We start from the raw sequence: 21,891 nt of genomic DNA, 5'->3' as shown, positions 1-21,891 counted from the left end.
TTTCGACGTCACTCAATGGGAATTAAGGCAAAATGGCAAACAATAACTACCAACAGCTCACCCGCGTTTTCCAGCGTTTATCGCGTTTTTCGCACCTTTCTTCTATAGCCGGCTGGGATATGGCCGCCATGATGCCACCGGGCGGAAGCCAGGCTCGCGGCGAAGCGCTGGCTGAATTAGGCGTGTTGCAGCATCAGATCCTGACCGACAAAAATGTGGCGAACTACCTGGAAGCTGCTCAGCAGGAAAACCTCAGCGATGACGAACGCGCGAATCTGAACGAAATGGCGCGCACCTACCATCAGGCTGCACTGTTACCCGAAAGCCTGGTCGAAGCGAAATCGCTGGCGGGCAACCGTTGCGAGCACGCCTGGCGTACTCAGCGTAAAAACAATGACTGGCAAGGCTTCGCCCCGAATCTGAAAGAAGTGGTACGACTGAGTCGTGAAGAGGCCAACATCCGCGCTGAGGCCAGTGGCGGTTCGCGCTACGACGCCCTGCTTGACCTCTACGAACCAGGCATGACCAGTAGCCGCCTCGATGTGCTGTTCGCTGACCTGAAAAGCTGGCTGCCCGATTTACTGCAAACCGTGGTCGACAAGCAGGCCAGCCGCAAACTCATCAATCCACAAGGCCCGTTCCCGACCGAAGCACAGCGCCAGCTCGGGCTGGAAACTATGACCCTGCTCGGTTTTGATTTTAACGGCGGTCGCCTTGATGTCAGTACCCATCCGTTCTGCGGCGGCGTACCGGAAGATGTGCGCATCACCACCCGCTACGACGAAAACGATCTGCTCAGCGCCCTTTTTGGCGTTATTCACGAAACCGGGCATGCGCGTTATGAACAAAACCTGCCGCGTCATTGGGCCGGACAACCGATTGCTCATGCGCGATCAATGGGCGTGCATGAATCACAGAGCCTGTTCTTTGAAATGCAACTCGGCCGTAGTGCCGCGTTCCTTAAGCATCTGCTGCCGAAAATCCAGCAGCATTTCGGCAGCCAGCCGGCGTTCAGTCTGGATAATTTCATTGCATGGAGTCAGACCGTCGAACGCGGATTCATTCGTGTGGACGCCGATGAAGTCAGCTATCCAGCGCATGTGATCCTGCGTTATGAAATCGAACGGGCGCTGATTGATGGCCAGATTGAAGTCGATGACATTCCGGCGCTGTGGGATGAAAAAATGCAGCAGTATCTGGGGCTGTCGACTGAAGGCAACTACCGCAATGGCTGTATGCAGGATATTCACTGGACCGACGGCGGTTTTGGTTACTTCCCGTCTTATACGCTGGGCGCCATGTACGCCGCGCAGCTGTTCCAGGCCGCCCGCAAAGCGCTACCGGACGTCGATCAGAACCTGAATGACGGTAACTTCAGCCCGCTGTTCGGTTGGTTACAGCAAAATGTCTGGCAGCACGGCAGCCGCTTCAGCACCTCGGAGCTTATCACCCACGCCACCGGCGAAGACCTGAATAGCCGCTATTTCCGCGAGCATTTAACCGCGCGTTATTTGTAAGTTGCTGGGAGAGAGTGTGGCGCAGCCCGCCACACGCTTTTTTTGTCAGTGAGTCAGCATTCCGGCTAGCCTGCTCAGCCTGGTGTGAACCACTCGCCCATATTTGGGGTGCATTGCAATTCTCAGCTGATCAAGCTCATTTTTTTCTGCGACAAGAAACTCATCCCACTCTTGCTGCAATAATTTAAGTTCGTCCTCGCGCTGCTCCCGCCCTTTACGCGAGCGCCGCATTTCCCGCTTCAGCCTGCCGCTATCGTAGTGCAACCACAGCATCGCAAACACTAGAAGTAGAACACCGCCCCACAGGACGGAAGAATTCCCAATCACAACTCACTCCAAAAAAATAATTAGCCCGCTATGTTACGGGTACCAAATGGTGAATGGTGAACTTTAAATGCGGGTTTTGGCGGCCCTAAGAGGTTTCCTGCAGCGCTACCTACCCGGAAATTTACATCATTGCGGGAATTTCTAGGGCTCGGGGAACAGCCTTCATCGTATCTTACTGATTTTTAAAGAGTGATAAAGCACCAACTGGAAGTGTACATATGGTTACACGCCGATACCAATCACTCACGGAAACCTCGAAAAGACAAGCATATAGTCTATTCAACGGCCCCGCAGTGGGGTTGAACATAGAAACCAAATTCGAGGATTTCAGAATGAAAAAAGTATTAGCTCTGGTTGTTGCCGCTGCTATGGGTCTGTCTTCTGCTGCTTTCGCTGCTGACACCGCTGCTACCGCTCCGGCTGCTGCGCCTGCTGCAACTCATGCTGCTCCGGCTAAAACCACTCACCACAAGAAACACAAGAAAGCCGCTGCAAAACCCGCTGCAGAGCAGAAAGCTCAGGCCGCTAAAAAGCACCACAAAAAAGCAGCAGCTAAACCTGCTGTAGCGCAGAAAGCGCAGGCCGCTAAAAAACACCACAAAAAAGCAGCGACCAAACCCGCTGTAGCGCAGAAAGCGCAGGCCGCTAAAAAACACCACAAAAAAGCAGCAACCAAACCTGCTGTAGCGCAGAAAGCGCAGGCTGCTAAAAAACACGTGAAACACACCAAGCACCAGGCTGCTAAACCAGCTGCACAGCCAGCTGCGTAATTTCGCAACCGGTCGTACGGTCTTGTAAACTAAATCGGCGCTGTTTCAGCGCCGTTTTTTTCTGGAGAGCAATGATGCTGCGCCGTTATCGATTCGAGCTCATCCTCTTATTACTGATTGTTTGTGCCCTGGTTGCCACCCGGTTTTTTTTGTACTGAGTGTAGCACGCTGATTTTACTCCCACTTTTCATTCATCCCGTCTATAGTAATCTCATTGGGTTACCCTTTTTATAATCATAATCGCCCCTCAGAGAGTGTTATGCACAGATCCATAGTGGTTTTACTGGGAGCCGTTTGTCTTTTTTCTCCCCTGACCCACGCTGACGATGACAGCGACGACACCGGCATCAGTGCCTCCGATCTTAAGACGCTTTTCTTTGGTCATGATGACCGCGTCAAGGTCACCAATCCTACGCAATCCCCGTGGGATGCTATCGGCCAGCTGGAAACTGCCAGCGGCAATCTTTGCACCGCGACCTTAATTTCTCCGCATCTGGCGCTGACCGCAGGACACTGCCTGTTGACGCCGCCGCGAGGTAAACTCGATAAACCCGTCGCCCTGCGCTTTGTATCGCAAAAAGGTCTCTGGCGTTATGAAATCCATGGGATTGAAGGCCGCGTCGAGCCGTCGCTCGGCAAACGCCTGAAGCCGGATGGTGACGGCTGGATTGTTCCGTCGTCTGCCGCGCCCTGGGATTTTGGCCTGATTGTACTGCGCTATCCGCCTTCGGGTATCACACCGTTGCCGCTGTTCGCCGGTGATAAGAATGCGTTGACCGCCGCGCTCAAATCCGCTAACCGCCAGGTGACGCAATCTGGTTATCCGCTCGATCATCTCGATTCGCTGTACACGCACAATAACTGTCTGGTGACCGGTTGGGCGCAAAGCACCGTGCTGTCGCATCAGTGCGATACCTTGCCTGGCGATAGCGGCTCACCGCTGATGCTAAAAACCGATGACGGCTGGCAGCTGATTGGCGTTCAAAGCTCAGCACCGGCGGCGAAAGACCGCTGGCGGGCAGATAACCGCGCGATTTCAGTGACCGGCTTTCGGGACAAACTTGAAGCACTGGCTGGCCAGTAACTAACACTGTCGCTGCTGACGTAACTGCAGCAGCGACGTTATCGGCATCAGTTCACTGAACAAAATACCCTGTTACTGTTCGCACCCTGCCAACATCATGCGAGTTTAATCATCACCATTCCGGCGATTAACAAGATCAAACCTATCCATCCTTTGTAATTAAGGCGCTGTCCAAACAGGATCCAGCCCGCTGCCAGCGTGGCAACCACACCAAATCCGCCCCAAATTGCGTACGCCACCGAAAGATCGATGCCTTTAACCGCCTGCGACAATGCGCTAAATGCGGCCAGTACCGCCACCAGCGACAATATGCCGTATATTTTTCGGCGGAAACCGTCCGAGAACTTAAGGAATATATTGGCGATGATTTCCAACACAATCGCCCCTGCCAGCCACCCGCCGTGTATCCACTCAAACTGCGGCATGGTTCACCTTCGCAGAGTTGTTTTTGACTTTACGGGTACCGGACTTAATCAGCACAATACCCATCACCAGCGTGGCCAGCCCTGCGCCTTTCATCAGCGTCAGGCTTTCATCAAATAACAGTACGCTAAACAGCGTAATCAATAAAATACCGACGCCTTCCCACAGGGCGTAAGCCACGCCGAGCGCGATTTTTTTAACCGCGAAGGAAAGGAATATATAAGAAAGGGCAATCATGCCGAGCATTAAAATATAACCGGCATGACCATCGCTGACGCTTGCCCATTTCATCGACAAGGTACCTGTAATTTCAGCAACGATCGCCAGACCTAACAATATCCAGTAAAACATGGTTCTTCTCCTGCCTGAGAATATAATCCGTTGCAGTTTGCAAAGAGGTGCAAACCGTAAAAATGATTAAGTTTTAGCTTAAAGGAAGGAAAAGACTATAGCGCAGAGCGCCAGTGCTGCTCGGCAGAAAGCAAGGAAAGCGTGGGGATAATGACAGATTGCAAGGAAGTACAGGTTCTGAACGACATGTCCATAAAATTACAATTATCCGCGGGATTGCTTCTCGTCTTTGCGGATGAAAATTGTCCTCAGTAGTTAAACACAGCGTAATTCTGGCATAGTGAAAAATTAAACTCAAAGTCTTTTCAATTCTTTACCCGGCAAATTCTGTATTAATGAGTTTATTCTTACCTAACGCCGCTTTATGATGTTCTTTATCACGTTTATCAAGGAATGTTATGGCAAAGTCGGGTATTACACTTAATGGATTAAAGATAGTCATCATGCTCGGAATGCTGGTGATTATCCTCGCTGGTATTCGCTTCGCCGCTGATATTGTGGTGCCTTTTATTCTGTCACTGTTTATCGCCGTGGTGCTCAATCCGGTGGTGCAGCTGCTGGTCCGCTGGCGCGTTCCCCGTGGACTGGCCGTTACCCTGCTCATCACCTTCATCATTATGGTAGCGGTTTTGCTGCTCTCCTATCTGGGCACGTCGCTCAACGAACTTGCCCGCACACTGCCGCAATATCGTTCGTCTCTGGTTGTACCGATGGAAAACCTACAACCGTGGCTACAGCGCTTTGGTATTGATGTATCCGTTAATGCGTTGGGGAAATATATCGACCCGAATGCGGCGATGACGCTGGTCACCGGCCTGCTGACGCAACTCACTAACGCCATGTCCTCCATTTTCCTGCTGCTTCTGACGGTGGTGTTTATGCTGTTTGAAGTGCCGCAGCTCCCGGCTAAACTGCAGCAGATGATGATGCGTCCGGTGGAAGGCATGGCGGCGATTCAGAAAGCTATCGACAGCGTGAGCCACTATCTGGTGCTGAAAACCGCTATCAGTCTGGTAACCGGGCTGGTCGCCTGGGGCATGCTCGCCGCCCTCGACGTGCGCTTTGCGTTTATCTGGGGAATGCTGGCGTTTGCGCTGAACTATATTCCCAACATCGGCTCGGTGTTGGCTGCCGTCCCACCGATATTGCAGGTGCTGGTTTTCGGCAACATCTACGATGCGCTGGTGGTGCTTGCGGGCTATCTGGCGATCAATATGGTGTTTGGCAACATTCTTGAACCACGCATTATGGGCCGTGGGCTGGGCCTTTCCACGCTGGTAGTGTTCCTGTCGTTGATATTCTGGGGCTGGCTGCTTGGTCCGGTCGGCATGCTGCTCTCAGTGCCGCTGACCATCATCGTTAAAATCGGGCTGGAAAATACCCAGGGCGGGCAAAATATTGCGGTACTGCTGAGTGATTTGAGTAAGAAATAGCAGATGCGGATGGGCTGATTAACGTGAAAAGAGGCGTGTAATACATGCAGTTAGTGAATATGTGACGTCAAAACCCCACTGGTGGTTTTTAGTCACATATCACCGGTCATCCTGGGCTAATTACCGACAGGAATTACTCGTTGCCCCATGTATTCAGGAATGTCGCGATATCATCAATACGCTTGGCGTTGATCCCGGCTTCCTGAGCCATATCCTGCTGCGCTTCTTCGCTGATTTCTTCGTTATTCATTAAACGGGTGACCAGCAGCTGGAAATAGTGCGCCAGAGAATCACGTTCGGCGTCGCTCACCGGCTCGGCGCTTTCGGTCGAATACTCGTCCACGATGTCATAAAATTTCAATGGAATCTCGGTGTTCATTAATCGTCCTCGGGAGTTAAAGTCGGTTAGCGGTGCGTTACCACATCAAATCATCAGGCACTTTGAAATCAGCATACGGATCGTCTTCATCCTGCTCTTCCTGACTCAACGCACTGTTCAGAACGATGCTGTCAGCGTCACGCTGTGCAATTTTATCGGCCACGCTCGCGGGGATAATGGCGTAAGTGCTATCACCGTTTTTATCGACAACCAGACGCGCAATCGCCAGACGACCGCTGATCAACTGTGACTGCGTCAGCTTATCCACTACAACTTTCTTGATTAAATTGTTATCGGTGAAGTTAAAATCAATATTGCCTCTGGCAATCGTAATTTTATTCATTTCAATCAGTTGCTTCACCTGCGCTTTATATTCTTTCGAAAGCGTTGCTTGTTTTTGCTGCTCACTGAGCTCTTTATCACGCTCAAGCTGCGCTTTTTTATTCTCTTCTACGGCCTCTCTTGCCTCACGAGCCTGAACGCGTGATTTTTTAGCCGTGCGCTGGACCTTGGCCATTTTTTTGCTGGACACTAATCCCGCTTTTAACATCTGCTCTTGTAAGGTGAGTTTTGTCATCTTCGTATCTGAACCGGTTGAATAATTTAGGTGATTATACCCGTATTTTCGCGGGCGATACCAGACGGAAGGCGCTGAGTCTGGCCCGGCAACGGCCAAATTCGTCAGTCGCCTGAAAATTCGCTATCATCCGCTTCCACTCTTCATCCTGGCCGCCCGATGTCTTCAATAATTGATACTTTTATTGCTCCGCCGTGTCATGACCAGATAGAAATCCTCTGGCAGGATGCGCATCTGGTGCTTATCAATAAACCCACGGGACTGCTCAGCCTGTCGGGGAAAAACCCGCAGAATCTCGATTCGGTGCATCATCGGCTGGTCCAGCTTTTTTCCGGCTGCACTCTGGTCCATCGCCTGGATTTCGGCACCTCTGGCCTGATGGTGGTAGCGCGCAGTAAGGCTATCAATGCCGCACTTTGCCATCAGTTCAGCCAGCGCGCCGTGACCAAAGTGTACAGCGCCCTGCTGTGTGGACATCTGCCCGACGATGAAGGGGTAATAGACGCGGCGATTGCCAAAGATCCGGCGCTGTTCCCGCTGATGTCGATTTGCGCCATCACTGGCAAGCCCGCGCGTTCACGCTATCGGGTTATTGAGCGTTTACATTATGCGCAGGCAGACGGGACCTCTGTGCCGGTGACGCGCGTCCAGCTGACGCCGGAAACCGGGCGCACCCATCAACTGCGCATTCACAGCCAGCTGCTAGGCCACCCTATTCTGGGTTGTGACCTGTACGGCGGGCTTCTGCCGCCAGGCTGCGAACAAACGCCGCGCCTGATGCTGCACGCCAGCGAACTGCATTTCGTGCATCCCATCACCGAAGAACCGATCGACGCCCATCACCCCAGCCCATTCTGAAAAAGAAAATCGCTATAATTTGACGACAGAATGTTGCTGGAGTCATTGCCATGTCGATTGAAGATCTCGATCTTAGCCAGTTTCACGCGTCCGGCGCACCGCCGCTGCCGTCAACCGCTGTCGAAAGCTGGCTGGAGCATGACGGGGCGCAAATCGGGTACGCCACCTGCGGCGATGGCCCTGCGGTTATTCTGCTGCACGGCGGTCTGGGCCATGCCGGGAATTGGGGCTATCAGGTTCCGGCGCTGATTGACGCAGGATACACGGCAGTGCTTATCGACAGCCGCGGGCACGGTCGCAGCACCCGCGATAACCAACCCTATTCATATCATCTGATGGCGTCGGACGTGCTGGCGGTAATGGACGCATTGAAGCTAAAACAGGCTTATTTTGCAGGCTGGAGCGACGGTGCCTGCACCGCGCTGGTTCTGGCGTCTTTGCACCCCGCACGCTCGGCTGGCGTGTTTTTCTTCGCCTGTAATATGGACCCTTCCGGAACCAAAGAGATGCAGCCCGGCCTGGTGATTGACCGTTGTTTTTCCCGCCACCGCCAGGACTACGCCGCGCTGTCGGCCACGCCGGAAGAATTCGACGATTTTGTGGCCTCGGTCAGTGAAATGATGCGCACCCAGCCTAACTATTCCGCCGATGATTTACGCGCCATCCACGTGCCGGTCGAGATTGTGCTGGGCGAGTACGATGAATTTATTAAACCCGAACACGCGGTGTATCTGGCGAACACTGTTCCCGGCGCAACGCTGACGATTCTGCCCGGCGTCAGCCATTTCGCGCCTTTGCAACGACCCGCGCTGTTCAATCAAACCCTACTGAGTTTCCTCAACAGGCTCAGGGCGGAATGAATTATCCTTAAAAATAAACATCCATTCCCTTTTCATTTCGCCTTCGGGTACATTGGGCGCACTGACGTAAAATTTTCGATTTTTAACAGGTAACAACGGCCATGGCTCTTATCCCAAAAAACTACTCGCGACTGGAAAGCGGTTACCGCGAGAAAGCGCTAAAAATCTATCCATGGGTATGCGGACGCTGCTCGCGGGAGTTTGTGTATTCCAACCTGCGCGAATTAACGGTCCACCATATCGATCATGACCACACCAATAACCCGCCAGACGGCAGTAACTGGGAGTTGTTGTGTCTGTATTGTCATGACCACGAGCACTCAAAATACACCGAAGCGGACCAGTACGGCACCCGCGTTGTGGCAGGCGAAGACGCGCAAAACGATGTCGATGCGGCGACGTACAATCCGTTTGCTGATTTGAAATCGATGCTCAGCAAAAAGAAATAATCTTTCCTCTGTCCATGCTTTTTCTGTAGTCACCTATCCTCTTTTTTTTCCAGACCGGGCACCTGTCAGCTTTGATTGGGGCCCGTCCTGCATTCTCCCCCGTAGTCTACACTCAACCTTCCTGCTTCGATCGTCATCACATAATTACCCAGGAAATTATTACTCTTAGGCTAACAATCCGCAGTCCAGCTTAATTGATGCTCTACTCCTAACGGAGCAGACTTACTGCAGCATAAATCCAGGCAAAAATGATTTGCTGAATCAGGAGGTTAATTATGAATACTGGCCAAACTCCGGCCCGGAACTGGAGCACGCGTCGTAGCGAAAAAGCACGGCGTGTAGCGTCCCTCCCGGTGCAGGGCAAGGTAATTCCCACCGAGAGTCTGGTGGATGCGCTGGAAAAACTGATTGCCCCCGGCGACCGTGTAGTGCTGGAAGGTAACAACCAGAAGCAAGCCGATTTCCTCTCGCGTATGCTCGCCGAAGTTAACCCGGCGAAAGTCCACGACCTGCATATGATTATGCCGAGCGTAGGACGTAGCGAACACCTTGATATCTTCGAAAAAGGCATCGCCCGCAAGCTCGACTTCTCCTTCTCCGGTCCTCAGAGCCTGCGCATTTCGCAGTTGCTGCAGGATGGTCAACTCGAAATCGGCGCAATCCATACGTACATCGAACTCTACTCCCGTCTTTACGTCGACCTGTGCCCGAACGTTGCGCTGATCGCCGGTTTTAAAGCTGATCGTAAAGGTAACCTTTATACCGGGCCAAGCACCGAAGATACGCCAGCGCTGGTTGAAGCCGCGGCCTTCCGCGACGGCATTGTTATCGCCCAGGTTAACGAACTGGTCGACGACGAATGTGACCTGCCGCGCGTCGACATTCCAGGCTCATGGATTGACTACGTTGTCGTCGCCGATAAGCCGTTCTTTATCGAACCGTTGTTTACCCGCGACCCGCGCCTCATCAAGCAGGAACATATCCTGATGGGCATGATGGCGATTAAAGGCATCTATGCGGAACACCAGGTGCAGTCCCTGAACCACGGGATCGGCTTTAATACCGCCGCTATCGAACTACTTCTGCCGACCTACGGCGAACAGCTCGGTCTGAAAGGCAAAATTTGTAAGCACTGGACTCTCAACCCGCATCCGACGCTGATCCCGGCGATTGAAAGCGGCTGGGTGGAAAGCGTGCACTGCTTTGGCGGTGAACTGGGTATGGAAGAGTATATCCGCGCCCGTCCGGACGTGTTCTTCACCGGCGCCGACGGCTCAATGCGCTCCAACCGTGCCTTCTGTCAGCTGGCAGGTCAGTACGCGGTGGATATGTTTATCGGCTCCACCCTGCAGATTGATGGTCTGGCGAACTCCTCTACCGTTACCCGCGGTCGTCTGTCCGGTTTTGGCGGTGCACCAAATATGGGCCATGACCCGCACGGTCGCCGTCATGCGACACCGGCCTGGATGAACATGAAAACCGATCCCGATCCGATGGTGCGCGGTAAAAAACTGGTCGTGCAAATGGTCGAAACCTTCCAGGCGGGTGCAAAACCCTCCTTCGTGGAAAAACTCGATGCGGTTGACGTGGCGCAATCCTCCGGCATGCCGCTGGCACCGGTGATGATTTACGGCGACGACGTGACCCACGTGCTGACCGAAGAAGGCATTGCCTATCTCTATCGTGGCGAAAGCATGGAAGAGCGCCGGGCAATGGTTGCAGCGGTCGCCGGGATCACCGATATCGGCCTCGGCGTTGACGCTAAACGCGTCGCCGAACTGCGTAAGAGCGGCAAAGTGGTGTATCCGGAAGACATGGGCATTCGCCGTAGTGATGCTTCCCGTTCCCTGCTCGCTGCTGGCAGCGTAGCGGATCTGGTGGAATGGTCTGACGGTCTTTACAACCCACCTGCGAAATTCCGGAGCTGGTAATGAAACAGCTGTCACAGACTCATGCAGAGGTTCAGGCCCAGCGACTAGCGACACTCGCCCGCGACTGCCTGATCGACGAAGCGCGATTAAGCCCGAAGCCGGGTCTGGTGGACAGCCGGGGTAACGGTGCCCATCACGATTTGTCTTTGGCGTTGATGGAGCGCTCTGCGCACAGCCTGACCCCCACGTTTCTGCAACTGGCCCAGCAAAGCTGGCTGCGCCCCGCCGACATCGCCCTGCGCGAAACCGTCGGCCGTCTGGGACGCGAAGGCGAACGGCAGATGATGGCCGCCACCGATGGCGTTAATACCCACCGCGGCGCTATCTGGGCACTGGGCCTGTTAGTCAGCGCCGCCGCGATGCAGGGCGAAAGTACCAGCGCGCAGCAGATTGCGGATACCGCCGCCGGACTTGCCCGCCTACCAGACAGCGCCGCGCCGAAAGTCTTCAGCAAAGGGTTGAAGGCCACGCACCGTTATCAGGTGCCCGGCGCACGTGAAGAAGCGCAACAGGCCTTCCCCCACGTGATGACGCTGGCATTACCGCAGCTGTTACGCAGTCGCGCGAACGGAGCCTGCGAAAGCGAAGCCCGTCTCGATGCGCTGATGGCGGTCATGACCTCGCTTAGCGACACTTGCGTGCTGTCTCGCGCCGGAATGACCGGCCTGAACGCCATGCAAAACGGCGCACGTGCGGTACTCACCGCCGGGGGCTGCGCTCAACAGGCCGGCCGCGAGGCTCTCGCCCGTCTTGATGCGCAAATGCTGGCGCTCAACGCCTCACCCGGTGGTGCCGCCGATTTGCTCGCCGCCACGCTGTTTCTCGACAGGGTCAGCCAGCCCGCGTCTTGCTCAATTTAAAGAGGATGTTATGGAACACATTACATTGTCATTCCCTGCCAGCCGCACCTTCAGTGGCAAAGCTCTCGCAGGGGTCGTTGGTTCCGGTGATATGGAAGTGCTGTTCACCGCAGCCGCCGGGGAAACCCTCAGCATTGATATCACTACTTCAGTGGACAACAGCACCAGCCGCTGGAATGCGCTGTTCGACCGTCTGAACCTGATTAACGGTCTGCCTGCGGGCAAGCTGGTGATCCACGATTTCGGCGCGACACCCGGCGTGGCGCGTATTCGTATCGAACAGGTTTTTGAAGAGGTGAGCCATGCGTAACGACCGCAGCTTTATTGAATTACGGGCCCGTGAACGCGCCCATGCGCTGCTGGACGACGGCAGCTACCGCGAACTGCTCGACCCGTTCGAAGGCATTATGTCGCCATGGCTCCCACAGCAGGGCGTGGTACCGCAGTCTGATGACGGCATGGTCGTCGCACGCGGCACCATCAATGGCCAGTCTGCTGTGGTGATTGCCATCGAAGGCACCTTCCAGGGCGGCAGCATGGGCGAAGTGTCCGGCGCCAAAATGGCCGCGGCACTTGAACTGGCAGCAGAAGATAACCGTAACGGCATCCCGACTCAGGCCGTGCTGTGCCTCGAAACCGGTGGCGTTCGTTTGCAGGAAGCCAACCTTGGCCTGGCGGCTATCGCCGATATCCACGCCGCGATCGTTGACCTTCGCCGCTATACCCCGGTCGTCGGCATTATAGCTGGCACCGTCGGCTGCTTCGGCGGGATGTCCATCGCCGCCGCGCTGTGCAGCTACCTGATTGTGACCCGTGAAGCGCGTCTCGGCCTGAACGGCCCGCAGGTTATCGAGCAGGAAGCCGGGATTGACGAGTACGACTCCCGCGACCGTCCATTTATCTGGAGCATGACCGGCGGCGAAATTCGCGCCGAGAGCGGTCTGGTTGATGCGCTGGTCGGTGACGGCATCAACGCGGTGAAAACGGCGATGAACGACGCTATCGCCAAAGGCGTTCCGGCCCAAAACCGCAGTGATAAATATGCCGAATATCTGGCTCGCCTGACCCAGTTTGATACGCGTCAGCAGGCCGATACCGACCAGATTAAACAGCTCTTTGCCCAGGAGGTGAAATGATGACTCAGTCCAATAGCCGGGGTGCAGTCTGGCTGGAAAAACTGGCCCCTAATGCCCCACGTATGAGCGGCCTGTGCCCTTCTGTTCAGGTGGCTGACGGTGAACTCAACGGTGAAAACGTGCGTTTTATCGCCGTGGTCCCGGATGCAAACAACCATTATCCGCGCGCCGTAAAAGGTGAAGTGGGTCTGCTGGAAGGCTGGACGCTGGCAAAAGTGGTCAACGAAACCATTGATGCCGATGCCAACAGCGACGTGAAGCGCCCGATTATTGCGGTAATCGACGTGCCGAGCCAGGCCTATGGCCGCCGTGAAGAAGCCTTCGGCATTCACCAGGCGCTGGCCGGTGCCGCAGGCGCTTATGCGAAAGCGCGTCTGGCGGGCCATCCGGTTATCGGCCTTATCGTCGGTAAAGCGATGTCCGGTGCTTTCCTGGCGCACGGTTATCAGGCCAACCGTCTGATTGCCTTTAACGACCAGGGCGTTCTGGTGCATGCGATGGGTAAAGACTCCGCCGCACGTATCACCCTGCGCACCGTTGAAGCGCTGGAAAAACTGGCGGCAACCATTCCGCCAATGGCCTACGACGTGAGCAACTATGCGACGCTGGGTCTGCTGTCTGATTTGCTGAACATCAGCAACCCGGACGCGCCAAGCGATGCCGACCTGGCGCAGGTGTTAATCATCCTGCAACAGTCTGTTCGCGACGCACGTCAGGATCCAAGTTTGAAAAACCGCCTCGGCGCGGAGAATCGCCGTAGCTCGGCTCTGGTACGCGAACGAATGCGCGCCAGCTGGTAACGAGCCGTTGTAGTAAGAAGTACGTAAAAAAAGACCTGCCGAAAGCGGTCGCCGTCGGGCGCAACATAGCGCCCACGGTACAGCCGTTTTTAGAAAATTATAAACATCGCAAATGTTCAATACGCACCTTCGTTCACGCTGTGCAATGGCAGCCTGAAGGATGGCACGTAGACTCTTTTTTTATCTACAGGTGGTTAATTCTATGACTTACGTAATTGTTCATGCCCTTGCTCCGATCTTCCTTATCATGCTGCTGGGCTTCTGGGCCGGCAAAGCTAAAATGGTCGACAACAAAAATGTGTCGCTGCTGAATATCTTTGTTATGGATTTCGCCCTGCCTGCGGCGCTGTTTAGCGCAACCGTGCAGACGCCGTGGTCGGGTATTGCCGCTCAGTCTCCCCTGATTGTGGTCCTGACTGGCGCAATGTGGATTACTTACGCGGCTATCTACTTCCTCGCAACCAAGGTCTTCAAAAAGTCTCCGCAGGATGCTGCGGTGCTGACGCTGACCGTTGCCCTGCCGAACTATGCGGCGCTGGGCCTGCCAATTCTGGGCAGCGTTCTGGGTGAAGGATCTGCCACGTCCCTGTCCGTTGCGGTCTCTATCGCCTGCGGTTCCGTGCTGATGACCCCGTTCTGCCTGCTTATCCTTGAGCGCGAAAAAGCGCTGGCAGCGGGCGAAAACAGCGGTTCTACCCTGGCAATGCTTCCCGTGTTGATGTGGCGTTCGCTGAAAAAACCTATCGTTATGGGCCCGCTGCTGGGTGTGATTCTGTCGGCGATTGGCATCAAAATGCCGGACCTGGTTCTGTCTGCGATTAAACCACTGGGCCTGTCTGCGACTGCCGCAGCCCTGTTCCTGACCGGTGTTATCCTGTCTGCGCGTAAACTGAAACTGAATGCGGTCGTGGGTATTGCCACTATCACCAAACTGCTGATTCAGCCGTTCATCGCCTGGGGTATCGTTCTGGCGTTCGGTCTGCACGGCTCCGTGGCAATCACCGCTATCCTGATGATCGCGCTGTCTGCGGGCTTCTTCGGCGTAGTATTCGGTAACCGCTTTGGCGTTCAGTCTCCAGATGCAGAAGCCGTGCTGCTGTTGAGCTCCGTTCTGTGTATCCTGTCGTTACCACTGTTCATTACCTTAACTTCAGGCATGTAATATGACTTTCACATCGCGCCCCCACGATTTGCTGTGGCTCAGCAACACCGACGCTTTACTGAACATTCAGGAGGCGTGGGTCGCCAGCCAATGGCACACCGGCCTACCGGTGGTGGTCCGGCGCGATGTGAATGACGACGCTGATATCCCGGTGGGCGTGCGCGGCATCAAGCGCGAACAACGCGCCGCCGGTTGGGTGAAAGCAGAGACCGTTTCGCGCGTCGTCACGCCCGAAATGCTCGCCGATCGCGAACGTCTGCTGCACTCCCCGTTTGTCTCTCAGCCGCCTGTTCAGGCGGCTATTTTACTGACCACCTTTGCGTGGCCGTGGCACTGGGGTATTACCGGCAGCACCGGTTATGCGCTCGCCACCGAAATTCCCGTCCTGCACGCCGAGAGCGATCTCGATTTGATCATCCGCGCGCCGCAACCGCTGACTCACGATGAGTTATGCCAGTGGCAGGCGCAGGTGGAAAAATTGCCGTGCCGGGCTGACACCCAGGTTGAAACGCCCTTCGGCGCGTTCGCGTTAAACGAATGGCTACGCGAAGGACGCGTATTGCTCAAAACCGCCTCCGGCCCGCAACTGACCGCGACGCCGTGGCACAGGGAGCCATAATGAAAATCCTCTTTACCTTCCCCGGCCAGGGCACTCAGCGCCCCGGTATGCTGCAAAATCTGCCCGACGGCGACGCCATTCTGTCTGAAGTGCGTGACGTGCTCGGCGATGAAACTGACACTCTGGACAGCGCCGATGCGTTACAGCACACCCGTGCGGTGCAGCTGTGTTTACTGATAGTCGGCGTGGCATGGGCGCGTGAATTAATGCGTCATGACGTCAAACCCGATATCGTCAGCGGCCTGTCGATTGGGGCCTATCCTGCGGCGGTGATGGCCGGTGCGCTGGCCTTTGATGATGCGCTGCGCCTGGTGGCGCTGCGTGGTGATTTGATGGAGCAGGCGTATCCGCGCGGCTACGGCCTGACGGCGATTGTCGGCCTGACCCTTTCCCGCGTCGAAAAGCTGATGGCGGGCACACAGACGTACATCGCCAATCTGAATGCCGAAACGCAGATTGTGATTGCCGGAAGTGATGAAGAGATGGCGATTGTGGCGCACAACGCGCTGGAAGCCGGGGCCAGTAAGGCAACCCGCCTTGCAGTCAGCGTGCCGTCGCACTGCGCGCTACTGGATAAACCCGCTGAAAAGCTGGCTCACGCCTTTGAATCCGTGACATTGTCACGCCCGCAGCGTGCATATCTGAGTGGCTCTACGGGCCGCGTGCTGTGGGAGCCCCTGAAAATCGCCGACGATTTGGCCTATAACATGGCGCGAACCGTACAGTGGCAAGACGCGATGGTGTCCGCCAATCAGCGTGACGCCCGACTCGCCATTGAAATGCCGCCGGGCAGCGTATTGACCGGACTGACGCATCTTTCAGGCTGGCAAGGTGAAGCGATTTGCCTGGAACGTAACAGCATTGAGGTTGCGCAGCACCTGCTGAAACGCCTTAGCCGCTGATGCTTCGGGCATACATGCGCCCTTCCGCCGCCAGCGCCAGCAGGTCCTTATCGCGCTCGCGATGATGCGAATAGACAATCGAAATCAGTTGGCGCATCTGATACGGTTCCGCCAACTTCAGCAACTGCACATCGTTCTCATACACTTTCTTCATTCGCCCTGGGATCAGGGCAAATCCCACACCTGCCTGCACCAGACTGATCATCGAGAAAATATCATTCACCCGGGTCACAATTTCTGGTTGAAAGCTGGCGATACTGAACGCTTCCTGAAAACCGGCGTAGGTGGCGAATCCTTCCGCCAGCGAGACGAATTTCCGGTCGGCGTAATCACGCAGATCGGCATCCTGAGAGGTGTCCAGCGCGACGCTGGCGGGTGCGGCGAGAAAAATATCGTCGTGAAATAGCGGGATAACATCGAATTTCGACCCGGCGAATTCGCCTTCGTTGGTCGAAATCAGGATAGCGTCGAGGGCGTCATCTTCGAGCATATCCAGCAGCATCTGATTCGAGCCCATGGTCAAATCCAGTTCCAGCGACGGACGACGCAGCTTCATGCCCATGATGATTTTCGGCACCGTTTCCAGGGTCAGCGAATAGAGCGTGCCGATACGCAAACGTCCGCTACCGACGCCCGCCACTTTCCGCGTCTGCTCCAGCCCTTTGCTCATCAGGCTTATCACGTCCTGACAGTATTCCAGCAGCGTCCATGCCGCTGGCAGCGGCACCAGATTACGGCCTTTATGGACAAACAGCGGACAGCCAACGCCCTCTTCAAGGGTGTGCAGCGCGCGGTGCACGCTGACGCTGCTCAGCCCCAGCGCTTCCGCTGTGCGGGCGATGTTGCCTTTATTCATAAACATCATAAAGACGCTGAGCTTGCGAAAAGTAATGTCCTGATTGATGTCGTCTTTCATGGCTGTCCGGTTTCGTATCACTGAGTTGAACAATTATACCCCTAATTATTCATAACCCGTTGAAACCGTATCACACCGACACTACCTGACCCGTATGCCTTACGGCGAGGCCACTTTTCCCCGCACCTGTTTATCGGCATAAATCGTCATCGTAATCCCCGCAATCACCGTCACCGTTGACACCACCAGCTGAAGTGTCAGGTGTTCGCCGAGAAACGCCACACCGCCAAGGGCCGAAATGCACGGCACACTCAGCTGAACGGTGCTGGCCGTCGAAGAGGTCAACGTCGGCACGATGGCGTACCACAGCGCATAGGCCGCGCCAGACGTCATTCCTCCTGATATCAGCGCCAGCAGCACGCCATGCGTGTCCGCGTGCACCGCTGGATTGAGGGTCAGCGACAGCAACAGGGCCACGGGAAAGGCCAATATAAAGCTACCCGCCGTCGCCGCCGTGGCGTTATGAACGCTTTTCCCTGCGATGCTATAGGCCGCCCAGCCAACCCCGGCCAGCATCATAGTTGCCGCCGGAACGTACGCTGGACTGTTCGCCCCGGGCAGCAGCAGCCAGCAAATCCCCACTGCTGCCAGCGCAATCCCGGCACTTTTCAGCCAGGTTAACTTTTCACCCCGATATATCCCCCAGCCCGTCATCACCAACTGCACCGTGCCAAACAGCAGCAGCGCTCCTTCGGCGGTACCGAGATGAACATAAGCGATGGAAAAGGCGATGGCATAAACGGCCAGCATAAGCGCATTTTTCACTTTCCACTCAATCCGGCGATTCAGGAACGGTTTCTGCAGCAGGACAAACAGCACGATGGCACCGCTCAGCAGGCGCAGGCTGCTAAAAGTCAGGGGATCAACATGCACATCTTTGAGCGCAATCCGGCACAGGATCGAGTTCGCGGCGAATGCGAACATGGCTAGCGTGATTTTACTCGTCATGAATATTCTCTTGTTGAGCGCTTAATTCTGCATGTAAGCATCGCATAAGGCCTGGGGGATTTCTCCCCCTACTGGCTGAAAGCTGCTGCAATTCGGTGTTATTTGTCTATTTTTCAGCACGCTGCACGTATTGCCGAAATAAAGCCGATGATGGTTGATGAAGAGTTTACGTTAGCAAAGGCAATATACCTCCATTATTTTTGGGTGTATTTGATATTTACCCTTCCTGTTTTCCATTATTAATGTCGAGGTTTATTTTGAAGTATTTGATGTATTTTGTGATCGCCTTACCCTGCATTGCCTTTGCTAATGACCATAACTTCGACGAGCATACATTCAGATCGAATTACCATGAATACAGCATTGGTGACAAAGCGCCGGACATCAATTTCACTAAAGACTACAACATCACTTCCTGGCGTATAAGGCATTTACCCGCGCCGAAACCAGGGACATTCTGGAGCTATATGGACGGTACCTATGTCTTACTCAGAAATAGCGACCATAAAATAATTGATGCTAAATCTTCTGATATCTTTTATCGCCATATGAAAGACTGATATCCCTTTCCGCGCCACTGATGTGAATGCTATTCAATTCATAGGCATAAATGCGCTGGGCAAAAGTTAGAAAGTGGCACCTACAACAAAAAAACTTGTTCTATGCTGTTAAGTGTCACGCCAGTGCCACTGATATGCATTGCGAGGTCATCGTGCTTTCACCCAAATTCATTATGCAGTTATTGCTGTGGTGCGTGCTCTATTATTTTCTCGGATATATATCGCTGTTTCTCGATGACCCGGCTAGCCGGGTCTCGTTTGTCTGGTTCCCTGCGGGCCTGGCGGTCAGCGCTTTCCTGCTGACGTCACGCCGCAACTGGCTTTGGTTATTCCTCGGGCTGTTTCTGGTGCGAACGCTTCTTGATGTGACCCTGCGCCATTCGCTTGAAACCTCCCTGGTACATTCGGTGATTTCGTTATCCAACGATTTTGCGATTGCCTGGTGCGTCCGCCATTTCACCCGCTCCCACGACATGCTCTACAGCCTCATCGTGTGGCTGGTGGCGACCGTGCTCACTAGCGCCGTTGCCGCCGCACTGGGCGGGGGATGGGTCGTCCTGCGTCACGACGTTGATTTCGTGTCGACGTTGTGGATTTGGTGGTCCGCCAACGTGGTCGGCACCATTTTGCTGACGACCATCGTGATGGGGTTGTTTTGGCGACAGAAGACTGCCGTACCTCACCAATGGCTCACGGGCGGCGTGTTGTGGGTGCTGTTATGTATCAGTGCAGTGTATGTCTTCCACCAGCCCGTTGATGAATCCCAGGGTGAGGTATTCCTGTTTGGCCTGGCCTGTATTCCGGTTGTACTCATGATCCTGATACCCGTAATAATCGGCAATCAGCTCGGCGCAATTTCATTTCTCAGCTTTTGCATCATCGTTATTTATTACTCCTGGCAGCGTAACGGCCCGCTTTTTGTCCCGGGTTTACGCCCTGGCGAGCCCCTTTTGCTGGCCCAGTGTTATCTGTCAGGCACAGCGCTGCTGCTGAATTTTGTCTATATGCTCAAGCATCATCAGGAGGCGACTCCCGCGTCATCGTATTATCTGGATTTCACCAGCGGACGCCTGACCTGGGACGACAATTCACCTTCTGCGTTGACCCAACAGCTCTCCAGTATTCGCCATATTGATGAACTGTTCACTTACATGTCTCCCGACGATCAACAAAAAATGCGTGATCGCTGGGCGCTAGCGCAAAGCGGCCGGGCGATTAAGGGATCTTTTCGTTTTTTACTGACGCTTTCTCCGTCAAATAAATTACATCTGCAGGAAACAAAACTGATTGCGCTGCAACAGCCGAATGGCGTGGCGCTCATAGGCTATTGGGTCGGTGAATTTCAGGGCACCGAATCCGCTCGGGTCATCAAGGGGGCGTAATCCATGTTGCAGATTGCACTTTTATTGATGGGCGTGGCTTTTGTACGCAAGTCGGCCCCGATACTCGGGGTAACAGGCGTGCTTTGGTCAGGGCTCGGTTTCTCGATTTTCCTGGATGGTGTGGAAGGCATGCGCTACTTCCCTTTTCATGTTTTTGGCCTCCTGCTGTTGATTGAAAGCCTTGTCACCCTTTTCTTCGCCGGCAGCGCCAAAGGCGCACAGAAATCAGTCTTTTATTTCAAAGGCGGCATATTTTTCTTCATCGCGGTGCTCATTCTCTCCGGACGTGAAAGCAGCAATCTGTTGCTGGCCATTTTGTTTGGTTTTGCATTTTTCATCACCGGGCTTTTCGTCATGGCCTCTGCCTGGGTGGTGCGCTACCACCGCTGGCGCCGTGTATTCATGGGAGGGCTGGCACAGCTGGCTTTTGCGCTGTTTCTCTTTTTGCCCTATCCCACTCACCACCACGGCACCATTTCGCAGCTTCTCGGCGTGATCATGATCCTCGGTGGCGTGCAGTGTGTTCGGCTGGCTGTCCGTGCTTTGCGCTTACGTGAGGGTTCGACGTTCTTCAACATCATGGAGTCCGACGCGCATTCGCCAATTGCGGAGTCAGTAAATCCACTTCACGCCACGGGGCCGCTGATTATTCACATCTGGACTCCGGAAGGCTCTTCTGAAAATTCGCCAATTCCAAGACCGGTCATTAATCGCTATATCGCCGCGGTGGACGTCGACGGCGTGATTTCAACCGGGCACGCTGCGCTTGAAATGTCGCCTGACATCTACATCAGCCTGTATCCCGCCGTCGAAATTGACCGTTCGCCATCAGAATTTTTTCAGACCTTAAAAGCGATTCAGGAAAACAATGTGCAGGGTGAATTTCAAAAGAGCTACCAAAGCGAGGCGGCGGCCTGGTGCGATTCCGACCGGAAAATTGTTTTTCAGCATTACAACGCTCAGGCATTGCAGCGCTTCTGGACCCGCTATCGGGAAGTCAACACGTACAACCTGACGTGGCGCAACTGTTCCAGCAGCGTGGCCTACGGGCTCGAGGCGGCGCTGGACGGCGTGCTTTCCCACCGACTGGGGTGGCTGCACTTCATCAGACTCTTTTTCATGCCCGAATTATGGATTGCCGCCCAGCTGCGCAAACGCGCTACCACCATGGCCTGGACGCCGGGCCTGATGCTGGATTACGCGCGCGCGCTGCACGCCTTAGTTCATCCCGTCAGGCACTCCTGGTTCCAGCGCTGGAAGCAACAACTGGACAGAACTCAATGATGAATCGCCTCATGCAGCATAAAGCGGCGTTCACCCGGAAAGGAAATTGCATGCGCAAATCCCTGGCACTTGTGCCGTTTATTCTGCTGTCTGCAATAGATACGGCGCACAGCGCGGATTTTTCTCTTGGTGTCCAGGGAGGTTCATACGGCACGGCATATAAAACCCGTCATGCCGATTATTGGGCCCTGCCGTATATCGGTTACAACGGCCAGGCCTGGTATATTGATGGCACCGAGGCGGGCTATAACTTTATTAATACGGATACGCAGACTTTCCGCGCCAAAGTGTATTACTACACCAATCAATACAGCGCATCCGACGGGCGTAATGCAGCGATGCGCAGTCTTGACAGTCGCTACA

26 protein-coding genes and 1 pseudogene are annotated in these 21,891 nt (G+C 54.6%); 20 read left to right on the top strand and 7 right to left on the bottom strand.

Annotated elements, in window-relative coordinates:
• Positions 1 to 32 precede the first annotated feature (32 nt).
• The 4 genes from MUU51_RS00540 to MUU51_RS00530 all read left to right on the top strand — a co-directional run bounded on the left by MUU51_RS00540 (position 33) and on the right by MUU51_RS00530 (position 3,698).
• The gene (locus MUU51_RS00540; protein ID WP_159768156.1) at positions 33 to 1,517 is read left to right on the top strand and encodes a carboxypeptidase M32; all 1,485 of its coding nucleotides are present in this window, start codon (positions 33 to 35) and stop codon (positions 1,515 to 1,517) included.
• A gap of 659 nt (positions 1,518 to 2,176) precedes the next feature.
• A complete protein-coding gene (gene asr, locus MUU51_RS00535) occupies positions 2,177 to 2,614 on the top strand; it encodes an acid resistance repetitive basic protein Asr (protein ID WP_159768771.1) in 438 nt (145 codons plus the stop codon).
• Positions 2,615 to 2,685: 71 nt separating this feature from the next.
• Complete coding sequence (gene ydgU, locus MUU51_RS22270) at positions 2,686 to 2,772, top strand: small membrane protein YdgU (RefSeq protein ID WP_509908843.1); 87 nt, start codon at positions 2,686 to 2,688, stop codon at positions 2,770 to 2,772.
• Between the two features lie 101 nt (positions 2,773 to 2,873).
• Positions 2,874 to 3,698: a trypsin-like serine peptidase gene (locus tag MUU51_RS00530; protein WP_258966875.1), complete on the top strand. Its 825-nt coding sequence runs from the start codon at positions 2,874 to 2,876 to the stop codon at positions 3,696 to 3,698.
• A gap of 95 nt (positions 3,699 to 3,793) precedes the next feature.
• Here the strand turns inward: MUU51_RS00530 and mdtI are convergent, their stop codons facing one another.
• The 3 genes from mdtI to MUU51_RS22265 all read right to left on the bottom strand — a co-directional run bounded on the left by mdtI (position 3,794) and on the right by MUU51_RS22265 (position 4,660).
• The gene (gene mdtI / locus MUU51_RS00525; RefSeq protein WP_258966874.1) at positions 3,794 to 4,123 is read right to left on the bottom strand and encodes a multidrug/spermidine efflux SMR transporter subunit MdtI; all 330 of its coding nucleotides are present in this window, start codon (positions 4,121 to 4,123) and stop codon (positions 3,794 to 3,796) included.
• The gene (mdtJ, locus tag MUU51_RS00520) at positions 4,110 to 4,472 is read right to left on the bottom strand and encodes a multidrug/spermidine efflux SMR transporter subunit MdtJ (RefSeq protein WP_159768147.1); all 363 of its coding nucleotides are present in this window, start codon (positions 4,470 to 4,472) and stop codon (positions 4,110 to 4,112) included. The genes mdtI and mdtJ overlap by 14 nt, the downstream gene beginning before the upstream one ends.
• Before the next feature lie 95 nt (positions 4,473 to 4,567).
• Positions 4,568 to 4,660: a protein YdgV gene (locus tag MUU51_RS22265; RefSeq protein ID WP_509908842.1), complete on the bottom strand. Its 93-nt coding sequence runs from the start codon at positions 4,658 to 4,660 to the stop codon at positions 4,568 to 4,570.
• 210 nt (positions 4,661 to 4,870) lie between these two features.
• On the opposite strand from MUU51_RS22265, the gene MUU51_RS00515 reads away from it, so the two are divergent.
• Positions 4,871 to 5,905: an AI-2E family transporter gene (locus MUU51_RS00515; RefSeq protein ID WP_159768144.1), complete on the top strand. Its 1,035-nt coding sequence runs from the start codon at positions 4,871 to 4,873 to the stop codon at positions 5,903 to 5,905.
• 133 nt (positions 5,906 to 6,038) lie between these two features.
• Here the strand turns inward: MUU51_RS00515 and MUU51_RS00510 are convergent, their stop codons facing one another.
• Complete coding sequence (locus tag MUU51_RS00510) at positions 6,039 to 6,284, bottom strand: YmjA family protein (protein ID WP_159768141.1); 246 nt, start codon at positions 6,282 to 6,284, stop codon at positions 6,039 to 6,041.
• 37 nt (positions 6,285 to 6,321) lie between these two features.
• Entirely contained in the window at positions 6,322 to 6,861 is a 540-nt protein-coding gene (locus MUU51_RS00505; protein ID WP_258966892.1) for a DUF2058 domain-containing protein, read from the bottom strand.
• A gap of 159 nt (positions 6,862 to 7,020) precedes the next feature.
• Here MUU51_RS00505 and MUU51_RS00500 point away from each other — a divergent pair, with 159 nt between their 5' ends.
• From MUU51_RS00500 to mdcH, 11 genes are all read left to right on the top strand, one after another.
• Complete coding sequence (locus MUU51_RS00500) at positions 7,021 to 7,719, top strand: RluA family pseudouridine synthase (RefSeq protein WP_159768135.1); 699 nt, start codon at positions 7,021 to 7,023, stop codon at positions 7,717 to 7,719.
• Between the two features lie 50 nt (positions 7,720 to 7,769).
• Complete coding sequence (locus tag MUU51_RS00495; protein ID WP_258966873.1) at positions 7,770 to 8,579, top strand: alpha/beta fold hydrolase; 810 nt, start codon at positions 7,770 to 7,772, stop codon at positions 8,577 to 8,579.
• A gap of 101 nt (positions 8,580 to 8,680) precedes the next feature.
• Positions 8,681 to 9,028, top strand: coding sequence for an HNH nuclease YajD (gene yajD / locus MUU51_RS00490; protein ID WP_159768129.1), 348 nt, complete (start codon positions 8,681 to 8,683; stop codon positions 9,026 to 9,028).
• Positions 9,029 to 9,303: 275 nt separating this feature from the next.
• Complete coding sequence (gene mdcA, locus MUU51_RS00485; RefSeq protein WP_258966872.1) at positions 9,304 to 10,959, top strand: malonate decarboxylase subunit alpha; 1,656 nt, start codon at positions 9,304 to 9,306, stop codon at positions 10,957 to 10,959.
• Positions 10,959 to 11,819 (top strand): triphosphoribosyl-dephospho-CoA synthase, encoded by an 861-nt coding sequence (locus tag MUU51_RS00480; RefSeq protein ID WP_159768123.1) that lies wholly within the window; start codon positions 10,959 to 10,961, stop codon positions 11,817 to 11,819. Before mdcA ends, MUU51_RS00480 begins: the two co-directional genes overlap by 1 nt.
• 10 nt (positions 11,820 to 11,829) lie before the next feature.
• Positions 11,830 to 12,129 carry a malonate decarboxylase acyl carrier protein gene (mdcC, locus tag MUU51_RS00475; protein WP_159756350.1) on the top strand — a complete coding sequence of 100 codons (300 nt, stop codon included), beginning with the start codon at positions 11,830 to 11,832 and terminating at the stop codon, positions 12,127 to 12,129.
• The gene (locus MUU51_RS00470) at positions 12,122 to 12,955 is read left to right on the top strand and encodes a biotin-independent malonate decarboxylase subunit beta (protein ID WP_159768120.1); all 834 of its coding nucleotides are present in this window, start codon (positions 12,122 to 12,124) and stop codon (positions 12,953 to 12,955) included. Before mdcC ends, MUU51_RS00470 begins: the two co-directional genes overlap by 8 nt.
• The gene (mdcE, locus tag MUU51_RS00465) at positions 12,955 to 13,755 is read left to right on the top strand and encodes a biotin-independent malonate decarboxylase subunit gamma (RefSeq protein ID WP_159768768.1); all 801 of its coding nucleotides are present in this window, start codon (positions 12,955 to 12,957) and stop codon (positions 13,753 to 13,755) included. Before MUU51_RS00470 ends, mdcE begins: the two co-directional genes overlap by 1 nt.
• 202 nt (positions 13,756 to 13,957) lie before the next feature.
• Positions 13,958 to 14,917 (top strand): AEC family transporter, encoded by a 960-nt coding sequence (locus MUU51_RS00460; protein ID WP_159768117.1) that lies wholly within the window; start codon positions 13,958 to 13,960, stop codon positions 14,915 to 14,917.
• Between the two features lies 1 nt (position 14,918).
• Entirely contained in the window at positions 14,919 to 15,536 is a 618-nt protein-coding gene (locus tag MUU51_RS00455) for a malonate decarboxylase holo-ACP synthase (RefSeq protein WP_159768114.1), read from the top strand.
• The gene (gene mdcH, locus MUU51_RS00450) at positions 15,536 to 16,438 is read left to right on the top strand and encodes a malonate decarboxylase subunit epsilon (RefSeq protein ID WP_159768111.1); all 903 of its coding nucleotides are present in this window, start codon (positions 15,536 to 15,538) and stop codon (positions 16,436 to 16,438) included. The genes MUU51_RS00455 and mdcH overlap by 1 nt, the downstream gene beginning before the upstream one ends.
• On the opposite strand, the gene MUU51_RS00445 is transcribed toward mdcH, so the two are convergent.
• Positions 16,428 to 17,354: a LysR family transcriptional regulator gene (locus tag MUU51_RS00445; protein WP_159768108.1), complete on the bottom strand. Its 927-nt coding sequence runs from the start codon at positions 17,352 to 17,354 to the stop codon at positions 16,428 to 16,430. The genes mdcH and MUU51_RS00445 overlap by 11 nt on opposite strands.
• Before the next feature lie 99 nt (positions 17,355 to 17,453).
• Positions 17,454 to 18,302 (bottom strand): DMT family transporter, encoded by an 849-nt coding sequence (locus tag MUU51_RS00440; protein ID WP_258966871.1) that lies wholly within the window; start codon positions 18,300 to 18,302, stop codon positions 17,454 to 17,456.
• Positions 18,303 to 18,544: 242 nt separating this feature from the next.
• On the opposite strand from MUU51_RS00440, the gene MUU51_RS22145 reads away from it, so the two are divergent.
• From MUU51_RS22145 to MUU51_RS00425, 4 genes and pseudogenes are all read left to right on the top strand, one after another.
• Positions 18,545 to 18,862, top strand: coding sequence for an RcnB family protein (locus tag MUU51_RS22145; protein ID WP_374684776.1), 318 nt, complete (start codon positions 18,545 to 18,547; stop codon positions 18,860 to 18,862).
• A 173-nt stretch (positions 18,863 to 19,035) separates the two neighbouring features.
• The gene (locus MUU51_RS00435) at positions 19,036 to 20,244 is read left to right on the top strand and encodes an MASE1 domain-containing protein (RefSeq protein WP_258966870.1); all 1,209 of its coding nucleotides are present in this window, start codon (positions 19,036 to 19,038) and stop codon (positions 20,242 to 20,244) included.
• A 3-nt stretch (positions 20,245 to 20,247) separates the two neighbouring features.
• On the top strand, positions 20,248 to 21,528 hold the full coding sequence (locus tag MUU51_RS00430) for an HdeD family acid-resistance protein (protein ID WP_159768096.1): 1,281 nt from the start codon (positions 20,248 to 20,250) through the stop codon (positions 21,526 to 21,528).
• A gap of 50 nt (positions 21,529 to 21,578) precedes the next feature.
• Positions 21,579 to 21,891: pseudogene (locus MUU51_RS00425) on the top strand (MipA/OmpV family protein); the annotation flags it as partial.

Source organism: Scandinavium manionii, from assembly GCF_024764775.1.
GTDB lineage: Bacteria > Pseudomonadota > Gammaproteobacteria > Enterobacterales > Enterobacteriaceae > Scandinavium > Scandinavium manionii.
Note: the sequence above shows the minus strand (reverse complement) of the source record. Positions and strands in the feature narration are given on the sequence as shown.

What these genes read in the sequence shown, in the direction of transcription:
- MUU51_RS00540 (WP_159768156.1), top strand. Translation starts at nt 33, where the DNA reads ATGGCAAACAATAACTACCAACAGCTCACCCGCGTTTTCCAGCGTTTA.
- asr (WP_159768771.1), top strand. Translation starts at nt 2,177, where the DNA reads ATGAAAAAAGTATTAGCTCTGGTTGTTGCCGCTGCTATGGGTCTGTCT.
- ydgU (WP_509908843.1), top strand. Translation starts at nt 2,686, where the DNA reads ATGATGCTGCGCCGTTATCGATTCGAGCTCATCCTCTTATTACTGATT.
- MUU51_RS00530 (WP_258966875.1), top strand. Translation starts at nt 2,874, where the DNA reads ATGCACAGATCCATAGTGGTTTTACTGGGAGCCGTTTGTCTTTTTTCT.
- mdtI (WP_258966874.1), bottom strand. Translation starts at nt 4,123, where the DNA reads ATGCCGCAGTTTGAGTGGATACACGGCGGGTGGCTGGCAGGGGCGATT.
- mdtJ (WP_159768147.1), bottom strand. Translation starts at nt 4,472, where the DNA reads ATGTTTTACTGGATATTGTTAGGTCTGGCGATCGTTGCTGAAATTACA.
- MUU51_RS22265 (WP_509908842.1), bottom strand. Translation starts at nt 4,660, where the DNA reads ATGTCGTTCAGAACCTGTACTTCCTTGCAATCTGTCATTATCCCCACG.
- MUU51_RS00515 (WP_159768144.1), top strand. Translation starts at nt 4,871, where the DNA reads ATGGCAAAGTCGGGTATTACACTTAATGGATTAAAGATAGTCATCATG.
- MUU51_RS00510 (WP_159768141.1), bottom strand. Translation starts at nt 6,284, where the DNA reads ATGAACACCGAGATTCCATTGAAATTTTATGACATCGTGGACGAGTAT.
- MUU51_RS00505 (WP_258966892.1), bottom strand. Translation starts at nt 6,861, where the DNA reads ATGACAAAACTCACCTTACAAGAGCAGATGTTAAAAGCGGGATTAGTG.
- MUU51_RS00500 (WP_159768135.1), top strand. Translation starts at nt 7,021, where the DNA reads ATGTCTTCAATAATTGATACTTTTATTGCTCCGCCGTGTCATGACCAG.
- MUU51_RS00495 (WP_258966873.1), top strand. Translation starts at nt 7,770, where the DNA reads ATGTCGATTGAAGATCTCGATCTTAGCCAGTTTCACGCGTCCGGCGCA.
- yajD (WP_159768129.1), top strand. Translation starts at nt 8,681, where the DNA reads ATGGCTCTTATCCCAAAAAACTACTCGCGACTGGAAAGCGGTTACCGC.
- mdcA (WP_258966872.1), top strand. Translation starts at nt 9,304, where the DNA reads ATGAATACTGGCCAAACTCCGGCCCGGAACTGGAGCACGCGTCGTAGC.
- MUU51_RS00480 (WP_159768123.1), top strand. Translation starts at nt 10,959, where the DNA reads ATGAAACAGCTGTCACAGACTCATGCAGAGGTTCAGGCCCAGCGACTA.
- mdcC (WP_159756350.1), top strand. Translation starts at nt 11,830, where the DNA reads ATGGAACACATTACATTGTCATTCCCTGCCAGCCGCACCTTCAGTGGC.
- MUU51_RS00470 (WP_159768120.1), top strand. Translation starts at nt 12,122, where the DNA reads ATGCGTAACGACCGCAGCTTTATTGAATTACGGGCCCGTGAACGCGCC.
- mdcE (WP_159768768.1), top strand. Translation starts at nt 12,955, where the DNA reads ATGACTCAGTCCAATAGCCGGGGTGCAGTCTGGCTGGAAAAACTGGCC.
- MUU51_RS00460 (WP_159768117.1), top strand. Translation starts at nt 13,958, where the DNA reads ATGACTTACGTAATTGTTCATGCCCTTGCTCCGATCTTCCTTATCATG.
- MUU51_RS00455 (WP_159768114.1), top strand. Translation starts at nt 14,919, where the DNA reads ATGACTTTCACATCGCGCCCCCACGATTTGCTGTGGCTCAGCAACACC.
- mdcH (WP_159768111.1), top strand. Translation starts at nt 15,536, where the DNA reads ATGAAAATCCTCTTTACCTTCCCCGGCCAGGGCACTCAGCGCCCCGGT.
- MUU51_RS00445 (WP_159768108.1), bottom strand. Translation starts at nt 17,354, where the DNA reads ATGAAAGACGACATCAATCAGGACATTACTTTTCGCAAGCTCAGCGTC.
- MUU51_RS00440 (WP_258966871.1), bottom strand. Translation starts at nt 18,302, where the DNA reads ATGACGAGTAAAATCACGCTAGCCATGTTCGCATTCGCCGCGAACTCG.
- MUU51_RS22145 (WP_374684776.1), top strand. Translation starts at nt 18,545, where the DNA reads ATGTCGAGGTTTATTTTGAAGTATTTGATGTATTTTGTGATCGCCTTA.
- MUU51_RS00435 (WP_258966870.1), top strand. Translation starts at nt 19,036, where the DNA reads ATGCAGTTATTGCTGTGGTGCGTGCTCTATTATTTTCTCGGATATATA.
- MUU51_RS00430 (WP_159768096.1), top strand. Translation starts at nt 20,248, where the DNA reads ATGTTGCAGATTGCACTTTTATTGATGGGCGTGGCTTTTGTACGCAAG.